Origin of the sequence: Formosa haliotis (assembly GCF_001685485.1) — a bacterium.
GTDB classification, from domain to species: Bacteria; Bacteroidota; Bacteroidia; order Flavobacteriales; family Flavobacteriaceae; genus Formosa; species Formosa haliotis.
Window position 1 is genome coordinate 1,642,870 of record NZ_BDEL01000001.1, and the last position, 25,463, is coordinate 1,668,332.

Consider the following 25,463-nt stretch of genomic DNA (forward strand, 5'->3'; position numbering starts at 1 on the left):
GGGCAAGTTTTCACTTGCCCTTATAGTTACTTAAAAATACTTAATTATTATATATCGAATCGTCCTGCATTCATCATTTTGGTCCATGCAGCAACAAAATCGTTTACAAATTTCTCTTTACTATCATCTTGCGCATAGAGTTCTGAATAGGCACGTAAAATAGAATTAGATCCGAACACTAAATCTACTCGAGTTGCGGTAAATTTAACCTCACCTGTTTTACGGTTTGTTACTTCGTAAACACCATTATCTACTGGTTTCCATTCGTAAATCATATCGGTTAAATTCACAAAGAAATCATTCGTTAGAGCACCTTCATTATCGGTAAACACACCATGTTTTGTTCCTCCGTAGTTAGTACCCATAACACGCATACCTCCAACGAGTACTGTCATTTCTGCAGCGGTTAAACCTAATAATTGCGTACGGTCTAGCAATAATTCTTCCGGACTTACAACATAATCCTTCTTTTGCCAATTTCTATAGCCATCGGCAAGTGGTTCTAGAGATTCAAAAGATTCTACATCGGTCATGTCCTGACTTGCATCTCCACGCCCTGGAGTAAACGGAATACTTAAGTGCATCCCTGCATTTTTCATCGCTTTTTCCACTCCTACATTACCTGCTAATACAATGGTATCGGCAAGACTAATTCCAAATTCCGTTGCAATAGGCTGTAACACCGATAGCACTTTAGCAAGACGTTCTGGCTCGTTACCTTCCCATTGTACTTGAGGCTCTAATTGAATTCGTGCCCCATTGGTTCCCCCTCTAAAATCTGACCCTCTATAGGTTCTAGCACTATCCCAAGCTGTAGAAACTAATTCAGATATACTTAAATCTGTACTTGCTATTTTACCTTTTACAGCATCGGCATCGTAACTAGAATTTCCTTTAGGCACTGGATCTTGCCAAATTAAATCTTCTTGAGGTATATCTGGTCCAAACCAACGGTCTTTTGGCCCCATATCTCTATGTGTTAATTTAAACCAGGCACGAGCAAAAGCATCAGAGAAAGCTTCAAAATCATTTTTAAATTTTAATGAAATCTCTCTATAAATAGGATCTACTTTCATCGCCATATCGGCATCTGTCATCATTGGGTTATGTCGCGTCGTTAAGTCTTCAACATCTACAGGCATATCTTCTTCTTTAATAGAAACCGGTTCCCATTGATGTGCTCCTGCTGGACTTTTACGTAATTCCCATTCGTGATTAAACAACATTTCAAAGAAACCATTATCCCATTTTGTAGGGTTAGTTGTCCAGGCACCTTCTAAACCACTCGTTACGGTATATCGTCCTTTTCCTGACTTCGTTGGATTCGCCCAACCTAAACCTTGAGCTTCCACTCCGGCAGATTCTGGATCTGGACCTAAAATACTTGCATCGCCATTTCCATGTGTTTTACCTACGGTATGACCACCGGCAGTTAAGGCCACTGTTTCTTCATCGTTCATAGCCATACGCTTAAACGTTTCTCTTACTTGTGCTGCTGTTTTTAAAGGATCTGACTTACCATTAACCCCTTCTGGATTCACATAAATAAGTCCCATTTGTACCGCCGCTAGAGGATTCTCCATCGTATCTGGGCTATCTACATTAGCATAACGCTCGTCACTTGGTGCTAACCATTCTTTTTCTGCTCCCCAATACACGTCTTTTTCTGGATGCCAAATATCTGGACGACCAAAGGCAAAACCATAGGTTTTTAATCCCATACTTTCGTAAGCGATAGTTCCTGCTAATATAATAAGGTCGGCCCAACTTACTTTATTACCATATTTTTTCTTGATAGGCCAAAGCAAACGTCTGGCTTTATCTAAACTCACATTATCCGGCCATGAATTTAGCGGAGCAAAACGTTGGTTTCCTGTTCCACCACCACCACGACCATCGGCTAATCTATAAGTACCAGCAGCATGCCAAGACATTCTAATCATTAATCCACCATAGTGACCCCAATCTGCTGGCCACCAATCTTGGCTATCGGTCATAAAATCATGCAAATCTTTCTTAAGTGCCTCAACATCTAGTTTTTTCAATTCCTCTAAATAATCGAAGTCATTTCCTAACGGATTTGTCTTACTATCGTGTTGATGTAAAATATCTAAATTTAGAGCATTTGGCCACCAATCGGTTACCGATTTATCTGCAGCAGTATTAGAACCATGCATAAACGGACATTTTCCAGAACTTTGAGATACACTTCCGTTTAACTCTTCATTTTCTGCATGTATAGATCCTGCTGTATCTGCATGCCCTTCTTGACTAGAATGTGGGCATTTGCCTTGTGTTTCGTTTTCCATGTTATATGTTATTTAAAAAAATTAATGTCGTACTCACAAATATATAGCCTAATGTTTAACCGCTTATTGATAGCTAATTTTTATAATTTATAATGAAATCAATAAATTTTATCGATATGTTTCGGCGCACATTTCACCACAATAAAGTTAAAAAAAACAGCACAATCCTTTTAACTCCCTTCTGTTAATAAAGACTTAAGATTTTGCATTATTACAAGGTATTTTAGTCAAAAAATTTAGATTCCCTTAACATCAATACTCCTAATTATTCTTATTTTTATAAAAATTAAAAATTCAATTATGGCAACAGTAACCTTAAAAGGCAATGCAATAGAAACTTCTGGAGAACTTCCTAAAGTAGGAACAAAAGCTCCAGATTTTACATTAACCTCTACAGACTTAGGGTCTAAATCTTTAAAAGATTTTGCAGGGAACAACGTTATTTTAAACATTTTTCCGAGTGTAGATACTGGGACTTGTGCCCAATCTGTAAGACAATTTAACAAAGAAGCTAGCAGCTTAGACAACACTAAAGTGTTATGTATCTCTCACGACCTACCATTTGCTCAAGCGCGTTTTTGTGGCGCAGAAGGTTTAGAAAATGTGATATCTCTATCTGATTATAAAGATGGTAGTTTTGGAAAAGCCTATGGTTTAAATTTTACAAACGGCCCTTTAGAAGCTTTACATTCTCGTTGTGTGGTTGTTGTTGACGCCAATGGAGATGTAAAATATACAGAGCAGGTAGCAGAAACTGTAGACGAACCAAATTATAAGGCTGCATTAGACGCTATAAAAAATGCCTAAAAAAGAAACGTTTCTTGTAAACAGAATTAAAAGTGTAGGATATGCGTATAAAGGCGCTATCCTACTCTTAAAAACAGAATCGAGTATTAAAATCCAGTTTGTAATTGCACTTTGCATGACTGCAGCTGGTTTTTATTTTGATATATCCCCAACAGAGTGGATTTTTCAAACCTTAGCCATTGGTTTAATAATGACTGCCGAAGGTTTAAACACTGCTATTGAAGCCATTGCCGACTTTATTCACCCCGAACACCACAGTAAAATAGGCTTTATAAAAGACGTCTCGGCAGGAGCTGTTTTTATAGCAGCTATAGCCGCAATTATTATTGGTTTTATTATTTATCTGCCAAAATTATTTTAAATACTATACCTTTAGGATAAACGTTAGTAATTTGTATTTTTGTTCAAATTAACAACTGCGCGTTGATGGCTAAAAAGAAACCCAAAACTAAACAACCTAGTACTCCTAAATTTAAAAAACCAAGTCTTAAATTAACAAACCAACAAAAGTTAATTTTTGGTAGTTTACTCATTATATTAGGTGTTCTTTTAGGTACAGCATTCTTATCTTATTTCTTCACAGGCAAAGCCGACCAAAGCATATTAAATGAATTTTCTTTACGCGATGCTAAAGCAGAAAACTGGGTAAAAAAATCTGGAGCTTGGTTAAGCGATATTTTTATTTACCGCGGATTTGGTATTGCTGCTTTTATTTTTGCTTGGTTACTTATAAGGTCGGGATTGCATGTACTATTAAATGTAAATCATGACAAATTAAGACGCCATTGGTTTTGGGGACTATATCTAATCATTTGGTTTTCTATATTCTTCGGATTTTTCGGAACCAAACATGCCATACTAGGAGGTATCGTAGGTTATGAAACCAATACTTTTTTACAGGATTATATCGGGATTCTTGGTGTATCGCTACTGCTTTTCTTCGGATTGATAGTGTATCTCGCTACCCGATTTAAAATTACAATTCACAGTTTTATAGCCTTATTCAAATCGGCTAAAAAAGATATTTCAGACGAGTTAAAATCGGCGAAAGAAGATGCGTTTACTTTTGACAATAATTTAACTGAAGAAGCTGAGGCCATTAAAAAAGCTTATGAAATTCCTGTAGAAGACAAACCACAAACACCAAAACCAGTTACTCCTCCTCAACCAGAGCCATTACCTGTTCCGGAACCTAGTATAGAGTTAGAACCTATAGTTAAAGCACCTACCCCTTCTGTTAAATCTTTCGAGGTAGAAACGCCAAAAGAAGAACCCCTTGAAGCCGACATAGAAATGGAGGTTGAACAGGTAGAAGAAGAAATTTCTGAAACAGATAATTTAGCAAATAAATTAGTAGCCGATTTTGGTTTATTCGACCCTACTTTGGAGCTAGGCAAATATCAATTTCCTCCTTTAGATTTATTAAAAAAATACGACAACGAAGGCATTTCTATCAACCAAGAAGAACTCGAGGATAACAAAAATAGAATTGTGGAAACCCTTAATAACTATAAAATAGGTATTGCGAGTATTAAGGCAACCATTGGACCAACAGTAACACTTTACGAAATTGTACCAGAAGCCGGAATTCGAATTTCTAAAATTAAAAACCTAGAAGACGATATTGCCTTATCTCTATCGGCATTAGGGATTCGTATTATCGCACCAATTCCAGGAAAGGGAACTATTGGTATTGAAGTTCCGAATAAAAACTCGACCATTGTTTCTATGCGATCTGTTATTGCATCACAAAAGTTTCAAAAAACAGATATGCAATTACCTATTGCTTTTGGAAAAACTATTAGTAACGAAACCTTTGTGGTCGATTTAGCAAAAATGCCACACATGCTTATGGCCGGAGCAACAGGACAAGGAAAATCTGTTGGACTAAACGCCGTGCTTACTTCGTTACTTTATAAAAAACATCCAGCAGAAGTTAAGTTTGTTTTAGTCGATCCGAAAAAAGTTGAATTAACACTTTTCAATAAAATAGAACGCCACTACCTTGCTAAATTACCAGACGAATCTGATGCTATTATTACCGATAATACTAAAGTAATTAACACGCTTAACTCGCTTTGTATAGAAATGGATAACCGTTACGAAATGCTTAAAAATGCATTATGCCGTAACATTGTAGAATATAACACCAAATTTAAAGCACGTAAATTAAACCCTAACGATGGTCACGCCTTCTTACCCTATATTGTATTGGTAGTCGATGAGTTTGCCGATTTAATAATGACGGCTGGTAAAGAGGTAGAAACTCCTGTAGCCCGTTTAGCACAATTAGCGCGTGCCATAGGTATCCACTTAATTATTGCTACGCAACGTCCGTCGGTTAACGTAATTACAGGTATCATAAAAGCGAATTTCCCTGCCAGAATTGCGTTTAGAGTAACAAGTAAAATAGACTCGAGAACCATTTTAGACGGGTCTGGAGCCGACCAACTTATAGGTCGTGGAGATATGTTGTACACACAAGGTAACGAATTAGTGCGTATTCAATGTGCCTTTGTAGACACGCCAGAAGTAGAGCGAATTGTCGATTTTATCGGGGATCAAAAAGCATTTCCAGATGCCCATTTATTACCAGAGTATGTGGGCGAAGAAGGTGGCACAAATCTTGATATTGATATCTCTGATAGAGATAAATTATTTAGAGAAGCTGCCGAAGTTATTGTAACTGCACAACAAGGATCTGCTTCATTATTACAACGAAAATTAAAATTAGGTTATAATCGCGCTGGGCGTTTAATCGATCAATTGGAAGCAGCTGGAATAGTTGGCCCGTTTGAAGGTAGTAAGGCCAGACAAGTATTAGTGCCCGATTTTATTGCGTTAGAACAATTATTAGAAAATGAAAAGAATAACTAGAATGAAAACATGTTTACTTGCACTAACCTTATGCTTTAGCCTTGTAGGTTTTAGCCAAAGCGATGCAAAAGCCAAAGCCCTATTAGATCAGGTTTCAAAAAAAGTAAAATCTTACGACAATATTTCTTTAGATTTTAAATACGTCCTTCATAATGAAGCCGAAAACATTAACCAAGAAACCCGTGGCGATGTGGTTATGGAAGGCGAAAAATACATTTTAAACATCTTGGGCATCACGCGTATATTCGACGGAAAAACCCTATACAGTATTAATCCTGAAGATGAAGAAGTAACCATTTCTACGGAAGATCCTAACGACGAAAACAGTATTACCCCTAGCAAAATGTTATCGTTTTACAGCGAAGGTTATACGTTTAAAATGGACAAAGAGCAAAACATTAAAGGAAGAAAAATTCAGTACGTAAAATTAATTCCGATGGATTCTAATTCCGAAATTAATCATGTGCTATTAGGAATCGATCCGCAAACAAACCATATTTACAATTTAATTGAAGTTGGTAAAAACGGAACACAAACCACCCTTACTGTTACTGCTTTTAAAACTAACGAAACCTTATCTAAAGCCTTATTTACCTTTGATAAAAACAAATACAAAAATTACTACATCAATAAATTAAACTAGGTACTTGAAAATATTAGACCGATATATATTAACCACATACCTTAAAACATTCATCAGCGTATTTGTAATACTCATGATGATTTTTGTGTTGCAAACCATTTGGCTTTTTATAAAAGAATTGGCCGGAAAGGATTTGGATGTTATCGTTATTTTAAAATTTTTACTGTACTATTCCCCTAAATTAATTCCGTTAGTATTACCGCTTACTATTTTACTAACTTCTATTATGGTTTTTGGAAGCTTTGCCGAAAACTATGAATTTGCGGCCATGAAATCGACAGGAATTTCGTTGCAACGTGCCATGGCTGGGCTTAGTGTATTTATTGTTATACTAGGAATTGTTACCTTTTTCTTTGCCAACAATGTTATTCCTTGGGGAGAATACGAGTCTTATAATCTTCGTAAAAATATTGCGAAACTAAAACCCGCAATGGTTATTGCAGAGGGCCAGTTTAACGATTTTGGATCACTTAATATTAAAGTCGCAAAAAAAACAGGAGATCAAGGCCAATATTTACACAACGTTATTATTCATAAAAAAGCGGAAAACGGTCTAGGAAACTACACCACAATAGTTGCTAAGGAAGGTGAATTGCTTAGCCAGGAAAAATCTGATGTTTTAAAACTCATCTTAAAAGATGGAAATTATTACGATGATACACCTCCAAAAAAAGCAAACGAAAGACGACGCCGCCCGCTAACAAAAAGTGCATTCGATACTTATACGCTTAATACCGATTTATCGCAATTTAATGATGTCGATTTAGACGACAAAAATGTAAGCGACAAGTATAATATGTTGAATGTTACAGATTTAGATTACACCATAGATTCTCTTACCACAGAACGCTCTAAAGATTACAATTCGTTCTCGAATAACATATACAATCGCTACGGAATTAAAGGTTTAGAAACAACCATTAAACCGAAAAACGACAGCGTATTTACGGGCAATCTATTAGATTTATTCGACTCTTATAAACGTATTCAAATTGTAGAATTATCTATCAATAATGCCTCAAGCACGCAACAAATTATTAGAACTAACGAAAAATCGTTTAAAGCAAAATCATCTTGGATAAACAAGCACGTTATTGCTTTACACGAAAAATTATCTTTAGGATTTGCCTGTATCATTCTCTTTTTTGTGGGAGCGCCATTGGGTGCTTTAATTAGAAAAGGGGGATTAGGTTTACCTATGATTATTGCCATTTTATTATTTTTAACCTACCACTTCATCGGGATATTTGCTAAAAACAGTGCTAAAGACGGAACGTTTAGTCCTATTTTAGCCTCTTGGTTTTCAACCTTAATTATGTTTCCTTTAGGTGTGTTTTTAACGCGTCGCGCTACAGCAGACAAAGGTTTATTCGAGTTCGATCATATATTAATTCCGCTTAAAAAACTATTACCTTTTAAAGATCACTCTAAAGACACTTTTCCAGATGGTTTAAGTAGAGATTTTACCGACTTTAAACGCTATAAAGAAGATAAGCTACTAGAGCTTATAAAAAATCCAACAAGCTATAATTACCATGAATCAGGAAAAATTGAAGCTTTGTATACCTTGCAAGAACGCAATTTAAGTTTAGAGGCCATTAAAGCAAAAGGCGTTAAAATAGATTCGAAATTCGAAACGTCTTTACATCTGGTATCCCTATTCAAAATTCATTCTAAAATCGCTTTAATTTTTAATGCCATTGGTATTGTATTACTCATATTATTTTTCATTTTGAAAAACAATAAAATGCCAGAATTTGCATTTATATCCGTACAATTAAGCATTATATCTTTTGTCGTATTTATAATCTATTATATTGCTCAACAACTAAATATAATGGCTTTAAAAAAGCATTTAAAGCAGAAAAACAAGACTTCGAGTATTCCTATGCTTATTTTAGGCATCTTTCTATTTCCTATTGCCTTTATTTTTAACAAACATAAAGCAAATGCAGACTTAAGTAAAGATGCTATACTACATTTAAACTAAAAGCAATATCTTTGCAATATGATGACAGATACCAAAGAAAAGACTCCTCTATCTTTTAAATTACACAGTATTAAAGAAGCCATTGACGATGTTAGAAATGGTAAAGTAATTATTGTTGTAGATGATGAGGATCGCGAAAATGAAGGTGACTTTGTTGCCGCAGCTTCAAAAGCTACGCCAGAAATGGTAAATTTTATGGCAACTCATGGTCGCGGATTAATTTGCGCCCCACTAACAGAAAGTCGTTGTAAAGCATTAGATTTACATATGATGGTTAGTAATAATACAGACCACATGGAAACCGCTTTTACCGTGTCTGTAGATTTACGCGGAAAAGGTGTAACCACCGGAATTTCGGCTGCAGATAGAGCACTCACTGTACAGGCCCTTATAGATCCGAAAACTAAATCGTTTGACTTGGCAAGACCTGGTCATATTTTTCCTCTTGTAGCAAAAGACGGTGGTGTATTAAGACGTACCGGCCATACCGAAGCGGCAATAGATTTTGCTAGATTAGCAGGTTTAGACCCGGCAGGAATGATTGTTGAAATCATGAACGAAGATGGTACAATGGCGCGTTTACCTCAACTTATAGAAGTTGCTAAAAAATTCGATTTAAAAATCGTTTCTATTGAAGATTTAGTAGCTTATAGAATGCAACACGATTCTTTAATAGAGAAAAAAGAAGATTTCGATATCGAAACGCGATTTGGAAAATTTAGATTGCGCGCTTATAAACAAACCACAAATAACCAAGTGCATATTGCACTTACCAAAGGGCAATGGAAAGCAGATGCTCCCGTATTAACGCGTATTAACTCGACTCTAGTAAACAACGATATTCTAGGTACGCTTACCAATAATGCCGACGCTAAATTAGACAGCATGTTTAAAGTAGTTAACGAAGCTGAAAATGGTGCCATTATTTTTATAAACCAAGAACCTAAAGCCATGAACATTTTAAAACGTTTATCGGTTTTAAAACAGGAACAAAAACCTAATACAGTAACCAAAGCACCTAGTGTAGCTATGGATAACAAAGACTTCGGAATTGGAGCTCAAATATTACACGATTTAGGGATTCATAAACTGCGATTAATATCGAATAGTGAACACACTAAACGTGTAGGAATGATTGGTTACGGATTAGAAATTATTGATTACGTTAATTACTAAGCCAAAATTTCACTATAAAACATAGAGAAGGCTGTTTAAAAAGTTGAGTTTTCATCTACCTGAAATAAATTCAGAATGACGGTGCTTTATACTTTTAAATAGCCTTTTTATTTTAGCTGATTCTAGAATTTTTAATCTTTATAACTATTCAAGATTTGGCGCAGTACCAGGACCAACTTTGGCGTCTTTAAACCACACCTCTGTATAACAGCCATTATTATATTGTTTTTGAATATCGCCATCATAAGTTTCAGATCCTGTATACCAAACAATATTATCTTCAGGGCTTTTTCCATTCGTTTGATTATAGGCTCCTTGCTTAAAATATTGTATTTCGCCAGCATAAGCATTTTCACGCTCTACCCCATCACGACCTATCGCGGCATACAAGGTCCAGATTTGTTCTGGAATATCTGAGGTTTTAGCAAAATCCGATTGCAATAAATTTTTAGTAAACGTTTTTGTGTCGTGTCCTTTGCTTTTAAACGTAAGGTACATGGTTCCTTTATAAACATTTATTTCGTAACTAAATTCTTCTCCCAAGGCAATTCCATCCTTAGGTTCTTCCGGATAAGATGATGGACTATCTCCTACTACAGACATATCGTATCCCCAAATAGCCGTAGAGTAATCCCAGCGTTTAGCATTATCTCCTTCAGTATTTATTTCGTAATTCCAAAACACAGATCCTTTTGTATGACCTGGAAATTTTTTATAAAATATTTTAATCGGCTCGTTTTCATGCCCTTCATGACTATGAATTTGACCAACCACCACAGAATATGAAGCTGCAACTCTAGCATCGCCCGAGGTAGAAACATGTTGTACCTTTAAAGTCCCGTTTAACTTGCCTCCCACTTCTGGAATCCAATGTTTTTTCTGACCTAATTCGGTTCTTGTATTACTCGAGGTTCTAGAAGTTACCCCAGAATTTGGCGTTTTATAAACGACCCAGTCTGTATCCCCATCGTTAGTAACATAAAAGAAATCTTTGTTTTCATAATGCTCTAAGTCTTCTAGATGCGTACCATCGCCTAAAAGAATTTTCCACTGATCCATAAATGGAATAACATCACTCGGATATTTTGTTTCTGCGACGCTCTTTTCTACCGGTTTATTTTTAGATTCCTTACAAGATACTAGGCCTATAGACATCCCTAAAGCAACAACCGATAATCGTAATAATGATTTACTAAATTTTATATTCATGCTTAAAATTATTTAGCACCATAATAAGCATTTGTTTTGAAATTTTCAAAGATCTTACAGGAATTGTTTTTATAAATTATGAGATATCATGTGCTTATTAACACCCATAATTAACAGGTAAAAGGGCATAAACTTAAATATAAAATAAGAGCTTTGGATAAAAAAATAACTTAGTATCGTTATTTCAGTAAGGGACAAGATTCTATAAAAAACTAAATCCTACTTGAAAAAATCAAGTAGGATTTACTAACTAAACCGCTATTCCCTTAACCTATATAGAAATAACTATCTTGAATGACATATTTTAAAATGTAAGGATTATGCTATTAATCTTAATCTATGAAGAATTATGTCATCCTTATTTTATATACGAACAGATTTTAATCTTGGACTTTTTATATTTGAAATAAATTAAAGTTTTTTTGCTTCTTCCCAAAACACATCCATTTCGGCAAGTGTCATATCTTGTAAAGATTTGTTTAATAACGCGGCTTTACCCTCTAAATATTGAAACCTTTTCTTAAATTTTTTATTAGTTCGCTCTAAAGCATTTTCTGGATTAATTTTTAAAAACCTAGCATAATTGACTAAAGAAAATAGAACATCTCCAAATTCATCTTCTATGGCTTCCTGGTTTTTATTAGAAATTTCGACATTTAACTCATCTAATTCTTCTTGCACTTTTTCCCAAACCTGCTCTGGCTTTTCCCAATCAAATCCTATGCCTGCTACCTTTTCTTGAATACGACTTGCTTTTACTAAAGCAGGCAAACTGTTAGGCACACCTTGCAATACACTCTTATTACCTTCTTTTAATTTTAACTTTTCCCAATTACGTTTAACATCGTCTTCATTTTCTACAACAACATCGCTATAAATATGAGGATGCCTCTCTATTAATTTGTCGCAAATAGAATGACAAACATCTGCAATATCGAAATCGTTTGTTTCGCTGCCTATTTTGGCATAAAATACAATGTGAAGCAATACATCGCCCAACTCTTTTTTAATTTCATGAAGATCGTTGTCTAGAATGGCATCGCCAAGCTCGTAGGTTTCTTCTATAGTTAAATGGCGTAAGGTTTCCATGGTCTGCTTTTTATCCCACGGACATTGCTCACGAAGTTCGTCCATAATGGTTAATAATCTATCGAAAGCTTGAAGTTGATCTGCTCGTGTATTCATAAGTAAATTTTAAAATAAAAACTGTATGCTACCAAAGGTAGTAAAAACGAAAGTCCGACTCGAGGTCGGACTTTGATATATATGTATTCAATTACATTTATTCTTTTTTATCTGCAACAGGCTCTTCGGTCGCTTCTTCTTCAACTTCTTCAGATTCAGTTTCGAAATTTAATAAATCGTTCTTCTGAAGTAAATTATACCATTGAATCACTTTTTTAATATCGCTTGGGTATACACGATCTTCATCGTAATCTGGTAAAACTTCAAAGAAATACTCTTCTAATTTATCTTTACTGTCTTTATGACTTACACTAGAAGGCTCATTATTTTCTTTTGTTGCAATAGTTTGAAGCACTGTTTTTAAAGGCACTTCTTCTGTTAAGGTATAAATGGCTATTTCGCTTAACACGCTAACATTATGGTTCATGGTAACAGATAGTCTTTTATTATCTAATAAAGATTCTGCTATAAACCCGTTGCGCGTTTGCATGATTAATTTGTATAATCCTGGTTTTCCTGAAATAGCTAATATTTTATCTAAGCTCATAAATTATTTTTTAAAAGATGGCAAATATCTTGTGTTTAAAAGTGTAATACAAATATTATCGTTTCTTTTTTTGATTTGGAAAACGCATTTTGTAATCTACCTTAATTTTTCCTTTCGAGATATTATCTAATCGTCCTTTTATTAATCGTTTCTTTAATGTAGATAGTTTTTCGGTAAATAAAATACCGTCAATATGGTCGTATTCATGCTGAATAACACGTGCTATAAGTCCGTTGTAAGTTTCTACTTTCGGCTCAAAATTTTCATCTAAATATTCGATGGTAATTTTAGACTTTCTAAACACATCTTCACGCACATCTGGGATACTTAAACAACCTTCGTTAAAAGCCCACTCATCCCCTTCTTCTGCAGTAATCTTAGCATTTACAAATGCCTTTTTAAAACCTTGTAATTCTTTTTGTTCTTCTTCGGTAAGGTCTTCGTCTTCAGAGAATGGTGTTGCATCCACTACAAATAACCGAATTGGCAAACCTATTTGTGGCGCCGCTAGACCAACACCAAAGGCATTATACATGGTTTCATACATATTCTCGAGAAGCTCAACAAAATTAGGATATTCTGGAGTAATATCTTGTGCAACCTTTTTTAAAACGGGATCGCCATAAGCGACAATTGGTAATATCATTTGTGTACGTTGTAAAAATTGAAATGCAAAAATACAATTCTTACGGTTAATAGCCTATAATAAAAAAACTCCTTTGTTAAGGAGTTTTAAATTTTAAGAGTATTTTATGTTTTCTAACAATGTACTACGTCTTTTTGTATAACAAATAAATCTATATTACATTTAATTTTAGCCTTTACTAAGGCATTTATTAAATCGCGATGCCTGTTTGCTAATTGGATAGACTTTTTTAAATTGATGTTCTGAATTCGTACAGGAGTCACCTCTCTTATTTCTGTTTTTATTAGTTGCTGTTGCACCTCTCCTTCTCCGTTTTGCGCCCTAAGTTGCATAGTCCCAAAACACAGCATTACCACTAAAAACATTAACTTACTAAAATTCATCACTTTACTTATTTAAACCAAATATAGAAGCAAAGTACCGATCTCGTAAAAAATTTAGTTGAACACCAATTAATTCTCGATAACTAGTTAAAACCAAATAAAACAAGGTTAAAAACCAAGCTTATTTAGAGTATAAATAACTCTGTAATATTAAGGTTGCGCTAATTTCGTCTATAAGTGCTTTATTTTTACGTTGTTTCTTTTTTAGTCCACCATCAATCATGGTTTGAAATGCCATTTTAGACGTAAAACGCTCATCGACACGTACCACAGGAATATCGGGTATAGCTTTTGCCAATTTTTCTAGGAATGGAACAATCAAAGCTTCACTTTCTGAGGCTGTGGCATCCATTTGCTTAGGTTCACCCACCACAAAAAGCTCGACAGATTCTTTAGAAATATAATCTTTTAAAAATGGAATAAGTTGCTTAGTTTCAACCGTTGTAAGCCCAGAAGCAATAATTTGCAATTCATCTGTTATAGCTAAACCTGTTCTTACTTTTCCAAAATCGATTGCTAAAATTCTTGCCATTATATTAAGTTTTAGGCAAAGTTACTGTTATTAGCTGTTACAGCTAAAATTTGACTCCAAAAAATTGATTTGAGAATGGATTAATTTAAGATGAGATTTCTCCTTTTGTTGAAATGACCATTCTTAGAAATATGTTGAACTAGTTTCAGCTTCTAAGTACTATTAGGAAGTGTACTTACACAATGAAACCCTAAAAATTCAGGATGATGCTATGAATAACAGACTACCATTAACGAAATCCTGTGCAAAGTTTTCTTAATTTTTATAGAATCCATTTTAAGGTAATAAATTATAAAAGTATCTTTGATGAAAATTTTAAAATTACAATGAAAGAATTACAATCTATCATAGAACAAGCTTGGGAAAACCGAGCGTTGTTATCTGAAAACAACACCATTGAGTCGATTAGAAAAGTAGTTTCTCTTTTAGATGCTGGAGAATTACGTGTAGCAGAACCAACCGAAAATGGATGGCAAGTTAACGAATGGGTAAAGAAAGCCGTAGTCCTTTATTTCCCAATTCAGAAAATGGAAACTATAGAATGTGGACCATTAGAATTTCATGATAAAATTCCATTAAAAACAGGTTATGCAGAAAAAGGAATACGTGTTGTTCCTCATGCTGTTGCCCGTCATGGTGCTTTTATTGCTTCTGGAACTATTTTAATGCCTAGTTATGTTAACATTGGTGCGTATGTAGATTCTGGATCTATGGTTGATACTTGGGCTACCGTAGGTAGCTGTGCACAAATTGGTAAAAATGTTCACCTTTCTGGTGGTGTTGGTATTGGTGGGGTGTTAGAACCATTACAAGCTGCTCCGGTTATTATTGAAGACAATGTATTTATTGGTTCTCGTTGTATCGTTGTAGAAGGTGTACATGTAGAAGAAGAAGCTGTGTTAGGTGCAAACGTAGTATTAACTATGAGTACCAAAATTATAGACGTAACGGGAGACACACCGGTAGAAACTAAAGGTAGAATTCCAGCACGCTCTGTTGTTATTCCTGGAAGTTATACTAAAAAGTTTCCAGCAGGAGAATTTCAAGTTCCATGTGCTTTAATTATCGGAAAACGTAAAGAAAGTACAGATAAAAAAACCTCTTTAAACAATGCACTTCGCGAAAATGATGTTGCAGTTTAAATGAAAATTTTAGTTATACAACAGAAGATGATTGGTGATGTGCTTACAAGCAGTATTTTGTTTGAAGCACTTAAAAAAGAATATCCCGGTGCAGCATTGCATTATCTTATTAATTCCAATACATTTTCTGTTGTAGAACATAATCCTTTTATAGATCATTTTGAAGTCTTTCCTAAAGTTGCCGAGCAAAATTCTGCAGCTTTAATTACTTATGCAAAAACGCTTCAAACCCAAAATTTTGATGTTGTTATAGATGTATATTCTAAACTATCTAGCAATATTATTACCTATTATTCTAAAGCCAAAACTAAAATTTCTTACCACAAATGGTATTCCAATTGGCTTTATACAGAAACCATTAAACGGTCTAAAACACCTCAAACCGAGGCGGGTTTAGCCATAGAAAACAGACTTCAATTATTAGGTCCGTTACTACATAAAGTACCAAGAGTTTTAAAACCTAAAATTTATCTTGCACCTTCAGAAAAAGAAGCGAGTAAAGTGTTTTTAGAATCTCATGGTATCGATTTACATAAGCCCTTATTTATGATAGGTGTTTTAGGCAGCGATGAATCTAAATCTTATCCGTTAAATTATATGGCTAAAGTTTTAGATCAGGTTGTAAAAACCACCAACGGACAACTTTTATTTAACTATATCCCCTCGCAATTAGAACAGGCGCAGCAGATTTATAATTACTGTAAACCTGAAACGCAATCTCATATATTTTTTGAGGTTTATGGGAAAAGTTTACGCGAGTTTATCACTATCCTTTACCATTGTCAGGCTATTATTGGTAACGAAGGTGGCGCCATAAATATGGCGAAAGCTTTGCAAGTAAAAACATTTACTATTTTTTCGCCGTGGATAGATAAAAATACCTGGAGCATTTTTGAAGATGGTACCAATAATATATCGGTGCATTTAAAAGATTATTGCCCGGAATTATACCATTCTAAATCGGAGAAAGAAATGAAAAAAGACAGTCTTTCTCTTTATAAAAAGTTTGAACCTCACTATTTTTCAGACGAGCTAAATTCTTTTTTAACCGCAAACCTATCACAGTAACAATGCCCATGAACAAACTCACTGCTATTATTCCTACAGGAAACGAAATACATAATATTGAAGCCGTTATTGCTTCGGTAGATTTTGCCGATGAGATTTTAGTAGTCGATAGTTTTAGTACAGACGGTACCTATGAGAAAGCTTGTGAATTAGCTACGAGAGTAATTCGAAGAGAATATGAATATTCTGCTTCTCAGAAAAATTGGGCAATTCCGCAAGCCAAATACGAATGGATTTTACTTGTCGATGCCGATGAGCGTGTTACACCCGAATTAAAGGCTGAAATTTTAGAGGTTCTTAAACAGCCAAAACCCAATGTGGTTGCCTATTGGATTGGTCGTATGAATCATTTTATGGGCGAACGTGTTCATTATAGTGGTTGGAGAAACGATAGTGTAATACGTTTATTTAAACGTGATTTTTGTACTTACCAAGATAAACATGTACATGCCGAGATTATTACAAATGGTGACGTAGATCGGTTAAAAAATAAATTTTACCACAATACGTATATTACGTTCGATAAGTATTTAGAAAAAATGAATCGTTATGCGTGGTGGCAAGCTAAAGATTACGATAAAAAAACAGGAAAAATTACCCCATATCACTTCGTTATAAAACCGTTTTGGGGCTTTTTTAAACATTACATCGTTCAGTCTGGATTTAGAGATGGCGTTGTTGGCCTAACCATTGGTTATATACAAGGTTATGTTATTTTTATGCGTTATGTAAAACTTTGGTTGTTGCGAAAAGGACGCGAATAATTTATTATTTTTTCCAGAATTTAAGTTGCTTTTTAAGGCGTTGCTTTCTGTGGTATTTTTCTTGAAAAGCCTCCGTTTCTCGCCACATCGCTTGAAACACTTTATCGGCATCTAACCCTGAACATTTTGCATATTCATCGCTCATCGTTTTAACCATAAATTTATGCGTGGTTAAGCGAGCAAAATTTTTCATACGAGCCTCGAAATTCATAGGATTAAATTCCATTCTATTTAAATCTACCAAAAAATATTCATAACCCGTTGGTGTTTTTTTAATCAAAGTGTTTCCTGGAGAATGATCTAAAAAATTAATGTTTTTCTCGTGTAAATCGTAAGTAAAACGCGTGAATCCTCTTAGAATTTCCTCGTGATCTGGAATTTCAAAATCATGGCATAATTCACGATAAGTTAAATCGCATTTTAAATGATTGCTCACATAAAAGCTATTTTTAAACAAGAAAGGCGAAGAGAATTCGTAATACGCAATAGGTTGTGGCGTACCTACCCCTAAAGACTTTAATTTATTCGCATATTCAAACGAACGCTGTGCTTTACTTTTTCTGAAAAATTTATAGGCAACTTGATTAAATATATTAGGAATTTTAAACGATTTTATATTTAAAGTTTCATTTTGCAATGGAAATAGCTTAATCGTATTTCTATCTTGGTGCCCTAGCTCCTCCCCCGAATTAGAAAAGTTTTTAATAAACCCTTCTATTTCTTTTTCATATTTCCTATAGCTGTCTTGGAACATAGTTGTCATTTAACGAAATTACATTTTTTTAAGAAATTGTTCTAATTGTAGGTTTTAAATCTTGTTGGCATTTACGCATTTAGTTCATCTATGCCATTAATTTTAGTTTTCCAAAAATCAACGACATGCTTTTTAGTAAACCCATGGCAACCAAATGGTAAGGTGTTATTGGTTAACGTAAACCCTATTTTAGGTCTTCTATCTATAGAAAAATAAACGGCTTCCTTATAATCTGGTATTCTAAACATTTTATTTAAAAATGGTGCTTTTAGCGACCAAAACACATCTTCCATTAATCGGAAATCGTCGGTTGGCAAATTTAAATGTTCCTGTATCACATCTTGGTGGTTTTCAATAATATCAATAAATGATGACACTTTACGTATAGATAATCCCCCATTGCCTACTTTAAAAAATATTTGCTCCCGTTCCTTCTTCTTTTCAGACATTAAATTGTGCTTAATATTTTTTAGAATATTTGGTTTGCTAGACAACCATGGCGACCCTATATAATCGTAGTCTTTATTACACCAAGCTTTTAATTCATTTTTAAAGACATAAGCATCTAATTGATGTATTAATATATAGTCGTAATTTTTAAAACGATTATAAAACTCCGACGATAACATTAATTTATTATACCCAAGTATACCTTTAAAAAAATCGTTATTAAATTTTTCTACTTTAATCTGTGCTGCCTCTTTTCTGATAGTCGTAGTATCGATGCTTTCGGGTTCACAAAAGTAAGTGTCGAAGGTATTTAAAACCCTAAGACATTGCTTTAAGGCAATAGCTTCGTTTTTTGTAATAGCACTTTTATAAACAGGTATAACCACACAAATTTTCATAACCCTACTTTATATTTAAAATTATAAATTTAAATCTCATTATAATCAATGTAATATTAAGCATGTATTAATACTGCATGTTCTAGGTATTCTGTATTTTAAAATATATGTTCTCACCTTTATTCCTATAATTTAAAAACTGTTTTTACCCAGTTCGAAATATGATATTTCATTAATACCGATTCTTCTAGTTCATGATAAGGGGAGTTTAAAAATTCTTGCGGAATCTCTATCATTTTCATATCGATAACCAGAATATTATTCGGGTGATAAAAATCGTAGTTCACCACCGATTTATTCGTGGTAATTAATTTTTTCTGTTTCCCTAAAGCTTCAAAAACTCTAAACGACAAACCTTCTTGTTTAGGGCGCTGTAGGTCTAAAATCATTTTAGAATCATCTGCTATCTTTAGCATATCTTCTATAGAAATTTTTTCCTTAATATAATCGACTCCTTTTATGCGTTTTTTAAGTGGCTTTTCGGAGAACGCTATAAGTTTGGCCTTTAGCTGATGTGTAGAAAAATAATGTTGCAATTTAGGTAAAGTACTAGACCGTTTACCAAGAGAACTAATATTAAAAACGTCGTACAAATACGGTTTGTGGTCTTTCTGAGATTCTAAAGGAAAATAAATATAATTCGATATAAAATTAAAACCGAAACGTTGTACATCTACTGGTTCAAAAGAATACACCTCATCAAAGGCATCTTGAACCTTTTCCATTCTAGGGTATCGCGAAAAACTGTCGTTAAAAAAAGCGATTAATTTATCGCAATATTGTTCGCGGATTATTCCTAAAGTATCTATAGACAAGTTATCGCCTTTTATAACTAAAATTTGATCTTGTTTTCCTAAAAATTCAAAACGCTTTAAAATATGATTGTTAAGGTGTTGCCTCTTAAAATTATAATTAAAAAAGGTTTTCATAACGAAGTTTAGCGATTTATGGAAATTACTAGGATATTTGTATTTAAAGGCATCAAAATTCATATGATACACTTCTACGCCTTGCTGCTCCAACGCTTTAGCAATAAAGCTATTAAACCCCCAATTATCTAGACTAATTATAGTTACTTTCATATATTCTATGAATCAAATCTAAGGAATTTTTTAAACTTAATCTTGAACATTTTAAAACGATAATTTTTTCTATGAGAAATGGTACAAAACCAAGAATTACCTGTACGCACGTCTCCTGGAATATATTTAAAACTAGTAAAACCCAATTTCCATGCGGTGTAATTAAAACTTAATTGATCGCGTTTGCTGCTATTTAAAACCATGTGCCACCAAGATTCCATAACCTGAATAATTTCTGGATCGAAATGTTTTCGTATTAATACAGAACCCGTAATTAATCCGTTATGTTCTGGGTAACCTTCTTTTCTAAATCGATCAATTTGGCGTTTCATGACTTCTGGATCGTCTCTAAAAAACCCTTCTTTTTCACCTTTAATTAAAATAGCTTCATACTCATCGTAAATACAATCACGCTTATCTGCAAAATTCTGATTATGATCGAAACACGCCATTTTTGCCGTTTCTAAGTACTCATTTACCAAAGGTCTTATATCTTTTAAAACCCAAATATTAGCATCAATATATATGCTAACATCGTATGCTTTAGAAAGACACTTATGAGGTAACAGTTTATAATACCTGTTGCTTCGCGTATTATCGTTTGGTATTGGAGCCTCTACACGTTTAATTGTCCAATGTTTAGAAGTTATATTTTGATCGGTAAAACACACCAAATCTACACCCTTAACATGTCTCTGAGGTATTAGTCCGCCATACTTACCAAATATTGCTGTATAAACAATAATACGGTGACTCATAGAATTCTGTTTTAAAATGCAAAGGTACGTTTATTCTATGTATGCTTTAACTAATTCCTTTCAAAGTTCAAGAAGAAGAATATTATAACTTTAGCATATAAAACATTATATTTCCAAATAATTTTATAATTCCCTTTACCTAATAGCAACCAAAAAACCATGAGTATATCCGAATTCTTAAAAAGAAACTTGTCTACTTTTAGTCGAGCTCAACACAAGAAACGGACATTAAATTCCATATTGGCAGCACCACAATATGAACATAATGTTGTAAATATTTATAGAAAAGACGAAAACAATATTGGCGATTTTTACTGTGCTCCGCATTTATATTTTGATGAACTAAAAAATAAATCTCTAGATATTTTCGATTATAAAAGTAGTAATCCAGAAGTTCGAGAGCATTTTATTCAATCGGTTAACAATAATGCATTAATTATTGGTGGCGGCGGTTTATTAAAACGAAGCAGTTTTAAACAACAACTAAAAACCTTTGAAACTCTAGCCAAAAGAGGAAAAAAATCGGTGCTATGGGGAATCGGCCATAATGATAAAAACAAATCTAACTTTGGAAAAACGGTACCCTACGAAATAGACACCTCTGCATTTGGTTTAGTTGGTGTTCGAGATTATAACAGAGCAGAATCTTTTGTGCCTTGCGTAAGTTGTATGCATCCTATTTTTGACCAACACTACTCAAATTCTCAGGAAATAGGATTGGTTTTTCATAAAAACAGCATAAAAAACAAATCATTATTAAAGACCTTATCTCACTACCCTTACACTTGTAATACGAAAGATTTAGATAATATGATATCTTTTATAGGAGCTTCCGAGACTGTAGTTACAGACAGTTATCACGCCATGTATTGGGCTATGCTTCTCGAGAAAAAAATTATTGTTATACCTAATTCTACTAAATTTTTCAATTTTAAATATAAACCCGAATTTTCAACATTTAATGAGTTTGAAACTCGGGTAAAAAAAGCCCCAAGATATACAGGCCTTTTAGAAGAATGTAGAGCTTTAAACATACAATTTTCTAATCGGGTGTTTAACTATCTAAACCTGTAGGAGCAATTCCTAATACATGTTCTACCCAACCATTTAAAGTATACTTATAAAGGATGTTTAGAGGAATTTCTTGGTAAGGTGTATCAAAAAATGTGCGTGGAATATCAATTTGGTTTACATCTAAAACATAAATATTATTCGGATTATAAAAATCGTAATTTACAATATCGGCATTGGTGGTAATTAACTTTTTATGATATCCCATAGCTTCAAACACTCTAAAACTTAATCCCTTCTGCCCTTCTTTCTGAATGTCTAAAACCACACTGGATTCTAGAGTTTTTAATTTAACATCTTGTAAGGACAAAAACCCTGAAAACATAGTTACTAACGGATCTGGTTTTGCCCGTTTTCTACTCACCATTATAGTATATCCTATTCCTTGAGATTTTAAATACGCCGCTACTTGTTTTAAATCTTTAAAGCGCTCATCGAAAGAGCTTACATTAAACACCTTTGGTGTAGTTACAGCTGGGACTTTAGCCTGATAATCGTAAATATAATTGGTGATAAAGTGTAATTTATACGTTTTTACGTCTTGCTGTTCATAACTAAATACTTTATCGAAAAGCTGGACCAAATCGGCTTGTTCAGGAACTTTTTTAGTACTGTCGTAATAAAATGCGTATAATTTTTTAGTATAAGCACGCATTTCAACTATATCCTTCCGCTTTAAACGATCTGGTCTAACAATAAATATAATGTCTTGTTCGGGATTACTAATAACATTAGACATTAAGCAATTTGATTTATATTCCTCTTTAATATTCTTCTTAAAAAGGAGTTTATTAAAAGCATTTTTCACCTTCTCTGATGCCGATTTGTACTTGTATCTAAATGAAGAATAATTAATATAAGTAACCTCAACATTTGGATAGGTTTTTAGGTGATCAATGATATAATTGACATACCCTAAAGGACTTGTTGAAATAATGGTTACTCGTTTCATAAATTGATCGCTATGAGACTATGGTTTTTAATTGTGTTTCTATGGTTTTTAGCGAATAGGGTGCTATAAACTGTTCCGATTTCGCACTTATATTTGTCCATAAACCTTCTTCAATTACTATTTGAATAATAAGTTGTGCGATGTGTGCTGCAGAATTACCAACCATGTCTTGTTTAAATGGAGAAAAGTTAAAACCTTCTGCTCCAACATCGGTTGTAATTACGGGTAAACTATACTCAAAACTCTGACCAATTTTACCTTTCACCCCTGCCCCAAATCGCAGTGGTGCAACAAATAATTTCGCTGTTTTATAATAGCTCGAAATATCGTCTACAAATCCTATAACCTTGAATTTTTCCGAATTCAAATCCAATAGGTCTTGTGGCGGATGGCTCCCTACAATATTTATTTTTAAATCTGGTAGACTTTCCCAAACGATGGGCATAATCTCCTGGTTTAACCATATTACCGCATCGATATTAGGTTTATGTCCAAAACCGCCTACAAACAACAGTTCCGATCTTTCAGCAAAAGGCACAAAGTCTTTCCCTTTAGGAAGAAATTCATGAACATTCCCCAAGGTTACCATTTTAGAAGTGTCTTTATAATATTCGGACAAAGCGACTTTATCTTTATCTGAAATGACTACTATTTTATCTGCATTCTGGCAATTTTCGAGTTCTAATTTCAGATATTTTTCAGCTTTAACTTTTAGTTTCTCCTCTTTATTTAATTCCCATTCACGCAGGTTTCGTAAATAATGGAAATCTACCATATCGTAAACCAACAAGGCCTTTTCAGTAATCGATTTTACAAGCTTATAATAGGTATTAAACGTTTCTGGCCGGTGTAACCAAACAACATCTAAATGTGGTGCTAATAAAGTTAAAAAGGCGTTTCGGGTAATCAACTCACCCTGCGCATCCAAACTAGGTTCGTATACGTGCACCCCCATATTTTTATAAAATGAAATATAATCAGATTTGTATTTATATTCCTTTAAGTCGGCCATTAAATACACATTGTAGCCTTCTTTGAGTAAGATTTTCATTAACTCTAATAAACGACGAGAGCCCGAATCTTTATTATATTCTGGAATATTCCCGTCTATAATCAATATACTTGGCCCAGATTTAGACCAAACACTCGAATCTAAAAAACGTTTCTGAGATTGAAGTTTCTTTTTTAGAGTCTGTAATCTGAATTGATGTTTTATTTTCTTAAACACGTGATATGATTAAAATTTCAATTTGGTTTTTAACATGCTTGTCTTTACCTCTAAAGCCGCTACAATTTTATTTAAAGTTTCGGGAGAAGACAATCTAAAATCGATGGTATCATGATGTTCTAACCGCCTGCAAACTTTTTTTAAATCTTTAAATTTCAACATTGGTTTTAGCAAATTTTTAAATCCTTTTTTAGGTTTTAAAGTAGCATCAATAAACGTATTTTCAGAAAACCCGATGGATAAAAGCCAATCATTCCATTTCCATTCTGATACTTTTTCACCTTCATAAACATGAGCATAAAACCGGCATCGTTTCCATGGCACCCGTAACACATCAGCTAAAATTGTGCCATGCATGGCTTCGCTAATCACAGATTCACTAGCCGCGACTTCTAGAATAAACTCTTCTACCGATAAATGTGTTGGCGAAATTAAATGCCATCCTAACATATCGCAAATCTTTTGCCAATTAACTTTATCTAAGGATTTAAAATACGGAATAAAACTAATTTTATAGGCTTTTGGAGTTGCCAAATAACTATTATATTTAGGCAACAAGGCCAAACAATATGCGGCATCGGCTATATAATGATCTAAATCGCCCATCAATTTTAAAGAACTATAAGGGCCTCTTAAAAACATAACCTCCCAAGAATCGTTTAAAACAACAGACTCGTTAACAGAACGCACACCTGTACCAAAAATTACTTTATGTTTAAAGGTATTTGCCTCATCAATAAATTTAGAATTTGCAATTAAAATAGAGCCTACACCAAAAAACGCACAGTCGGAATCTGTATCAAAAAAATGGTCTCCAAAAAGCTGTGGCCACAACCAAACATTTAAATCATCTCCAAAATTTCCATTATCCGATTTATAATAAATTAATTTCATTTATTTTTGTTTGAATTTCAAAGATATTACAAAATTGCAACAACAATTAACACAAGCGCTACAAACCCTTAAAAACGGTGGCCTAATTCTTTACCCAACAGATACGGTTTGGGGAATTGGTTGCGATGCTAGCAACGAAGAGGCCGTAAAAAAAATTTTTAAACTTAAACAACGCGAAGACAGTAAAGCCTTGATATGCTTGGTTGCCGACGATAGGATGCTAAAAAAGTATGTAAAAAAAATTCCTGAAGCCGCGTTTAGTATTTTCGATATAGAAGATTCGCCCATTACAATTATTTACGACGAACCACAAAATCTAGCTCCAAATTTAATTGCAGACGATAATACCATCGCGATACGTATTCCAGACCACGATTTCTGTTTTCAGTTATTACGCAGATTTAATGGCGCCATCGTATCGACCTCTGCCAATATTAGCGGAGAACCCACGCCAAAATCATTTAAAGAAATAGCACCCGATATTTTAAAAGGTGTAGACTATGTCGTAAATTTGCAGCACGAAAAAAAGAACGCAAAACCATCGTCAATTATTAAGTTAAGTAACAATGGCGTTGTAAAAGTTATACGAGAGTAACAT

25 protein-coding genes are annotated in these 25,463 nt (G+C 33.9%); 11 read left to right on the forward strand and 14 right to left on the reverse strand.

The genetic code is table 11. The annotated features are described in order from the left end of the window. Positions 1–47 precede the first annotated feature (47 nt). A complete protein-coding gene (gene katG / locus A9D35_RS06510) occupies positions 48–2,309 on the reverse strand; it encodes a catalase/peroxidase HPI (protein WP_083191650.1) in 2,262 nt (753 codons plus the stop codon). A 300-nt stretch (positions 2,310–2,609) separates the two neighbouring features. Between katG and tpx the strand changes: the two genes are divergently transcribed. The 6 genes from tpx (at position 2,610) to ribB (ending at position 9,802) form a co-directional block, all read left to right on the forward strand. Then, on the forward strand, positions 2,610–3,116 hold the full coding sequence (gene tpx, locus A9D35_RS06515) for a thiol peroxidase (protein ID WP_066220613.1): 507 nt from the start codon (positions 2,610–2,612) through the stop codon (positions 3,114–3,116). After that, entirely contained in the window at positions 3,109–3,477 is a 369-nt protein-coding gene (locus A9D35_RS06520; protein ID WP_066220616.1) for a diacylglycerol kinase, read from the forward strand. The genes tpx and A9D35_RS06520 overlap by 8 nt, the downstream gene beginning before the upstream one ends. A 65-nt stretch (positions 3,478–3,542) precedes the next feature. Beyond that, on the forward strand, positions 3,543–5,993 hold the full coding sequence (locus A9D35_RS06525; protein ID WP_066220618.1) for a DNA translocase FtsK: 2,451 nt from the start codon (positions 3,543–3,545) through the stop codon (positions 5,991–5,993). A 1-nt stretch (position 5,994) separates the two neighbouring features. Further along, the gene (gene lolA1, locus A9D35_RS06530) at positions 5,995–6,636 is read left to right on the forward strand and encodes an outer membrane lipoprotein periplasmic chaperone LolA1 (RefSeq protein WP_066220620.1); all 642 of its coding nucleotides are present in this window, start codon (positions 5,995–5,997) and stop codon (positions 6,634–6,636) included. A 4-nt stretch (positions 6,637–6,640) separates the two neighbouring features. Further along, positions 6,641–8,626: an LptF/LptG family permease gene (locus tag A9D35_RS06535; protein ID WP_083191651.1), complete on the forward strand. Its 1,986-nt coding sequence runs from the start codon at positions 6,641–6,643 to the stop codon at positions 8,624–8,626. A gap of 18 nt (positions 8,627–8,644) precedes the next feature. After that, positions 8,645–9,802: a 3,4-dihydroxy-2-butanone-4-phosphate synthase gene (gene ribB / locus A9D35_RS06540; protein ID WP_066220626.1), complete on the forward strand. Its 1,158-nt coding sequence runs from the start codon at positions 8,645–8,647 to the stop codon at positions 9,800–9,802. Between the two features lie 144 nt (positions 9,803–9,946). On the opposite strand, the gene A9D35_RS06545 is transcribed toward ribB, so the two are convergent. From A9D35_RS06545 to ruvX, 6 genes are all read right to left on the reverse strand, one after another. Next, entirely contained in the window at positions 9,947–11,011 is a 1,065-nt protein-coding gene (locus A9D35_RS06545; RefSeq protein WP_066220629.1) for a polysaccharide lyase family 7 protein, read from the reverse strand. Positions 11,012–11,422: 411 nt separating this feature from the next. After that, positions 11,423–12,196 (reverse strand): nucleoside triphosphate pyrophosphohydrolase, encoded by a 774-nt coding sequence (gene mazG / locus A9D35_RS06550; RefSeq protein WP_066220630.1) that lies wholly within the window; start codon positions 12,194–12,196, stop codon positions 11,423–11,425. 97 nt (positions 12,197–12,293) lie between these two features. After that, positions 12,294–12,743, reverse strand: coding sequence for a DUF5606 family protein (locus tag A9D35_RS06555; RefSeq protein ID WP_066220633.1), 450 nt, complete (start codon positions 12,741–12,743; stop codon positions 12,294–12,296). Positions 12,744–12,798: 55 nt separating this feature from the next. Then, positions 12,799–13,389, reverse strand: coding sequence for a peptide deformylase (gene def, locus A9D35_RS06560; protein WP_066220635.1), 591 nt, complete (start codon positions 13,387–13,389; stop codon positions 12,799–12,801). Positions 13,390–13,502: 113 nt separating this feature from the next. Further along, entirely contained in the window at positions 13,503–13,772 is a 270-nt protein-coding gene (locus A9D35_RS06565; protein WP_066220637.1) for a hypothetical protein, read from the reverse strand. 121 nt (positions 13,773–13,893) lie between these two features. After that, the gene (ruvX, locus tag A9D35_RS06570) at positions 13,894–14,304 is read right to left on the reverse strand and encodes a Holliday junction resolvase RuvX (RefSeq protein ID WP_066220640.1); all 411 of its coding nucleotides are present in this window, start codon (positions 14,302–14,304) and stop codon (positions 13,894–13,896) included. 326 nt (positions 14,305–14,630) lie between these two features. Here ruvX and A9D35_RS06575 point away from each other — a divergent pair, with 326 nt between their 5' ends. Genes A9D35_RS06575 through A9D35_RS06585 form a run of 3 tightly spaced genes read left to right on the forward strand, consistent with a single transcriptional unit; the run spans position 14,631 to position 17,278 of the window. Beyond that, positions 14,631–15,446 (forward strand): 2,3,4,5-tetrahydropyridine-2,6-dicarboxylate N-succinyltransferase, encoded by an 816-nt coding sequence (locus A9D35_RS06575; RefSeq protein ID WP_066220644.1) that lies wholly within the window; start codon positions 14,631–14,633, stop codon positions 15,444–15,446. After that, positions 15,447–16,514, forward strand: coding sequence for a glycosyltransferase family 9 protein (locus tag A9D35_RS06580; RefSeq protein ID WP_066220647.1), 1,068 nt, complete (start codon positions 15,447–15,449; stop codon positions 16,512–16,514). An 8-nt stretch (positions 16,515–16,522) separates the two neighbouring features. After that, positions 16,523–17,278, forward strand: coding sequence for a glycosyltransferase family 2 protein (locus tag A9D35_RS06585; protein WP_066225882.1), 756 nt, complete (start codon positions 16,523–16,525; stop codon positions 17,276–17,278). Between the two features lie 4 nt (positions 17,279–17,282). On the opposite strand, the gene A9D35_RS06590 is transcribed toward A9D35_RS06585, so the two are convergent. The 4 genes from A9D35_RS06590 to A9D35_RS06605 form a co-directional block, all read right to left on the reverse strand. After that, positions 17,283–18,041 (reverse strand): lipopolysaccharide kinase InaA family protein, encoded by a 759-nt coding sequence (locus A9D35_RS06590; protein WP_066220650.1) that lies wholly within the window; start codon positions 18,039–18,041, stop codon positions 17,283–17,285. 62 nt (positions 18,042–18,103) lie between these two features. Continuing rightward, complete coding sequence (locus A9D35_RS06595; protein ID WP_066220653.1) at positions 18,104–18,880, reverse strand: DUF5672 family protein; 777 nt, start codon at positions 18,878–18,880, stop codon at positions 18,104–18,106. A gap of 125 nt (positions 18,881–19,005) precedes the next feature. Then, the gene (locus A9D35_RS06600; protein ID WP_066220656.1) at positions 19,006–19,962 is read right to left on the reverse strand and encodes a WaaS/CpsH family glycosyltransferase; all 957 of its coding nucleotides are present in this window, start codon (positions 19,960–19,962) and stop codon (positions 19,006–19,008) included. A 5-nt stretch (positions 19,963–19,967) separates the two neighbouring features. After that, on the reverse strand, positions 19,968–20,720 hold the full coding sequence (locus A9D35_RS06605) for a glycosyltransferase domain-containing protein (RefSeq protein WP_066220659.1): 753 nt from the start codon (positions 20,718–20,720) through the stop codon (positions 19,968–19,970). A gap of 159 nt (positions 20,721–20,879) precedes the next feature. Between A9D35_RS06605 and A9D35_RS06610 the strand changes: the two genes are divergently transcribed. After that, a complete protein-coding gene (locus A9D35_RS06610; RefSeq protein ID WP_141675490.1) occupies positions 20,880–21,794 on the forward strand; it encodes a polysaccharide pyruvyl transferase family protein in 915 nt (304 codons plus the stop codon). On the opposite strand, the gene A9D35_RS06615 is transcribed toward A9D35_RS06610, so the two are convergent. Genes A9D35_RS06615 through A9D35_RS06625 form a run of 3 tightly spaced genes read right to left on the reverse strand, consistent with a single transcriptional unit; the run spans position 21,775 to position 24,865 of the window. Then, entirely contained in the window at positions 21,775–22,743 is a 969-nt protein-coding gene (locus tag A9D35_RS06615; protein WP_066220666.1) for a WaaS/CpsH family glycosyltransferase, read from the reverse strand. The two genes, A9D35_RS06610 and A9D35_RS06615, sit on opposite strands and share 20 nt — an antisense overlap. A gap of 10 nt (positions 22,744–22,753) precedes the next feature. Next, positions 22,754–23,971 (reverse strand): glycosyltransferase family 4 protein, encoded by a 1,218-nt coding sequence (locus tag A9D35_RS06620; RefSeq protein WP_066220669.1) that lies wholly within the window; start codon positions 23,969–23,971, stop codon positions 22,754–22,756. A gap of 9 nt (positions 23,972–23,980) precedes the next feature. Continuing rightward, positions 23,981–24,865, reverse strand: coding sequence for a polysaccharide pyruvyl transferase family protein (locus A9D35_RS06625; protein ID WP_066220671.1), 885 nt, complete (start codon positions 24,863–24,865; stop codon positions 23,981–23,983). A 34-nt stretch (positions 24,866–24,899) separates the two neighbouring features. On the opposite strand from A9D35_RS06625, the gene A9D35_RS06630 reads away from it, so the two are divergent. Continuing rightward, positions 24,900–25,460 carry an L-threonylcarbamoyladenylate synthase gene (locus tag A9D35_RS06630; RefSeq protein WP_066225887.1) on the forward strand — a complete coding sequence of 187 codons (561 nt, stop codon included), beginning with the start codon at positions 24,900–24,902 and terminating at the stop codon, positions 25,458–25,460. The last annotated feature ends 3 nt before the right edge of the window (positions 25,461–25,463 follow it).

Bases quoted from the DNA above. Each gene is read 5' to 3' on its own strand.
- ruvX (WP_066220640.1), bottom strand. From the start codon at position 14,304: ATGGCAAGAATTTTAGCAATCGATTTTGGAAAAGTAAGAACAGGTTTA.
- mazG (WP_066220630.1), bottom strand. From the start codon at position 12,196: ATGAATACACGAGCAGATCAACTTCAAGCTTTCGATAGATTATTAACC.
- A9D35_RS06555 (WP_066220633.1), bottom strand. From the start codon at position 12,743: ATGAGCTTAGATAAAATATTAGCTATTTCAGGAAAACCAGGATTATAC.
- lolA1 (WP_066220620.1), top strand. From the start codon at position 5,995: ATGAAAACATGTTTACTTGCACTAACCTTATGCTTTAGCCTTGTAGGT.
- A9D35_RS06590 (WP_066220650.1), bottom strand. From the start codon at position 18,041: ATGACAACTATGTTCCAAGACAGCTATAGGAAATATGAAAAAGAAATA.
- ribB (WP_066220626.1), top strand. From the start codon at position 8,645: ATGATGACAGATACCAAAGAAAAGACTCCTCTATCTTTTAAATTACAC.
- A9D35_RS06595 (WP_066220653.1), bottom strand. From the start codon at position 18,880: ATGAAAATTTGTGTGGTTATACCTGTTTATAAAAGTGCTATTACAAAA.
- A9D35_RS06610 (WP_141675490.1), top strand. From the start codon at position 20,880: ATGAGTATATCCGAATTCTTAAAAAGAAACTTGTCTACTTTTAGTCGA.
- A9D35_RS06580 (WP_066220647.1), top strand. From the start codon at position 15,447: ATGAAAATTTTAGTTATACAACAGAAGATGATTGGTGATGTGCTTACA.
- A9D35_RS06585 (WP_066225882.1), top strand. From the start codon at position 16,523: ATGAACAAACTCACTGCTATTATTCCTACAGGAAACGAAATACATAAT.
- A9D35_RS06525 (WP_066220618.1), top strand. From the start codon at position 3,543: ATGGCTAAAAAGAAACCCAAAACTAAACAACCTAGTACTCCTAAATTT.
- A9D35_RS06520 (WP_066220616.1), top strand. From the start codon at position 3,109: ATGCCTAAAAAAGAAACGTTTCTTGTAAACAGAATTAAAAGTGTAGGA.
- A9D35_RS06600 (WP_066220656.1), bottom strand. From the start codon at position 19,962: ATGAAAGTAACTATAATTAGTCTAGATAATTGGGGGTTTAATAGCTTT.
- A9D35_RS06575 (WP_066220644.1), top strand. From the start codon at position 14,631: ATGAAAGAATTACAATCTATCATAGAACAAGCTTGGGAAAACCGAGCG.
- tpx (WP_066220613.1), top strand. From the start codon at position 2,610: ATGGCAACAGTAACCTTAAAAGGCAATGCAATAGAAACTTCTGGAGAA.
- katG (WP_083191650.1), bottom strand. From the start codon at position 2,309: ATGGAAAACGAAACACAAGGCAAATGCCCACATTCTAGTCAAGAAGGG.
- A9D35_RS06625 (WP_066220671.1), bottom strand. From the start codon at position 24,865: ATGAAATTAATTTATTATAAATCGGATAATGGAAATTTTGGAGATGAT.
- A9D35_RS06605 (WP_066220659.1), bottom strand. From the start codon at position 20,720: ATGAGTCACCGTATTATTGTTTATACAGCAATATTTGGTAAGTATGGC.
- A9D35_RS06565 (WP_066220637.1), bottom strand. From the start codon at position 13,772: ATGAATTTTAGTAAGTTAATGTTTTTAGTGGTAATGCTGTGTTTTGGG.
- def (WP_066220635.1), bottom strand. From the start codon at position 13,389: ATGATATTACCAATTGTCGCTTATGGCGATCCCGTTTTAAAAAAGGTT.
- A9D35_RS06545 (WP_066220629.1), bottom strand. From the start codon at position 11,011: ATGAATATAAAATTTAGTAAATCATTATTACGATTATCGGTTGTTGCT.
- A9D35_RS06615 (WP_066220666.1), bottom strand. From the start codon at position 22,743: ATGAAACGAGTAACCATTATTTCAACAAGTCCTTTAGGGTATGTCAAT.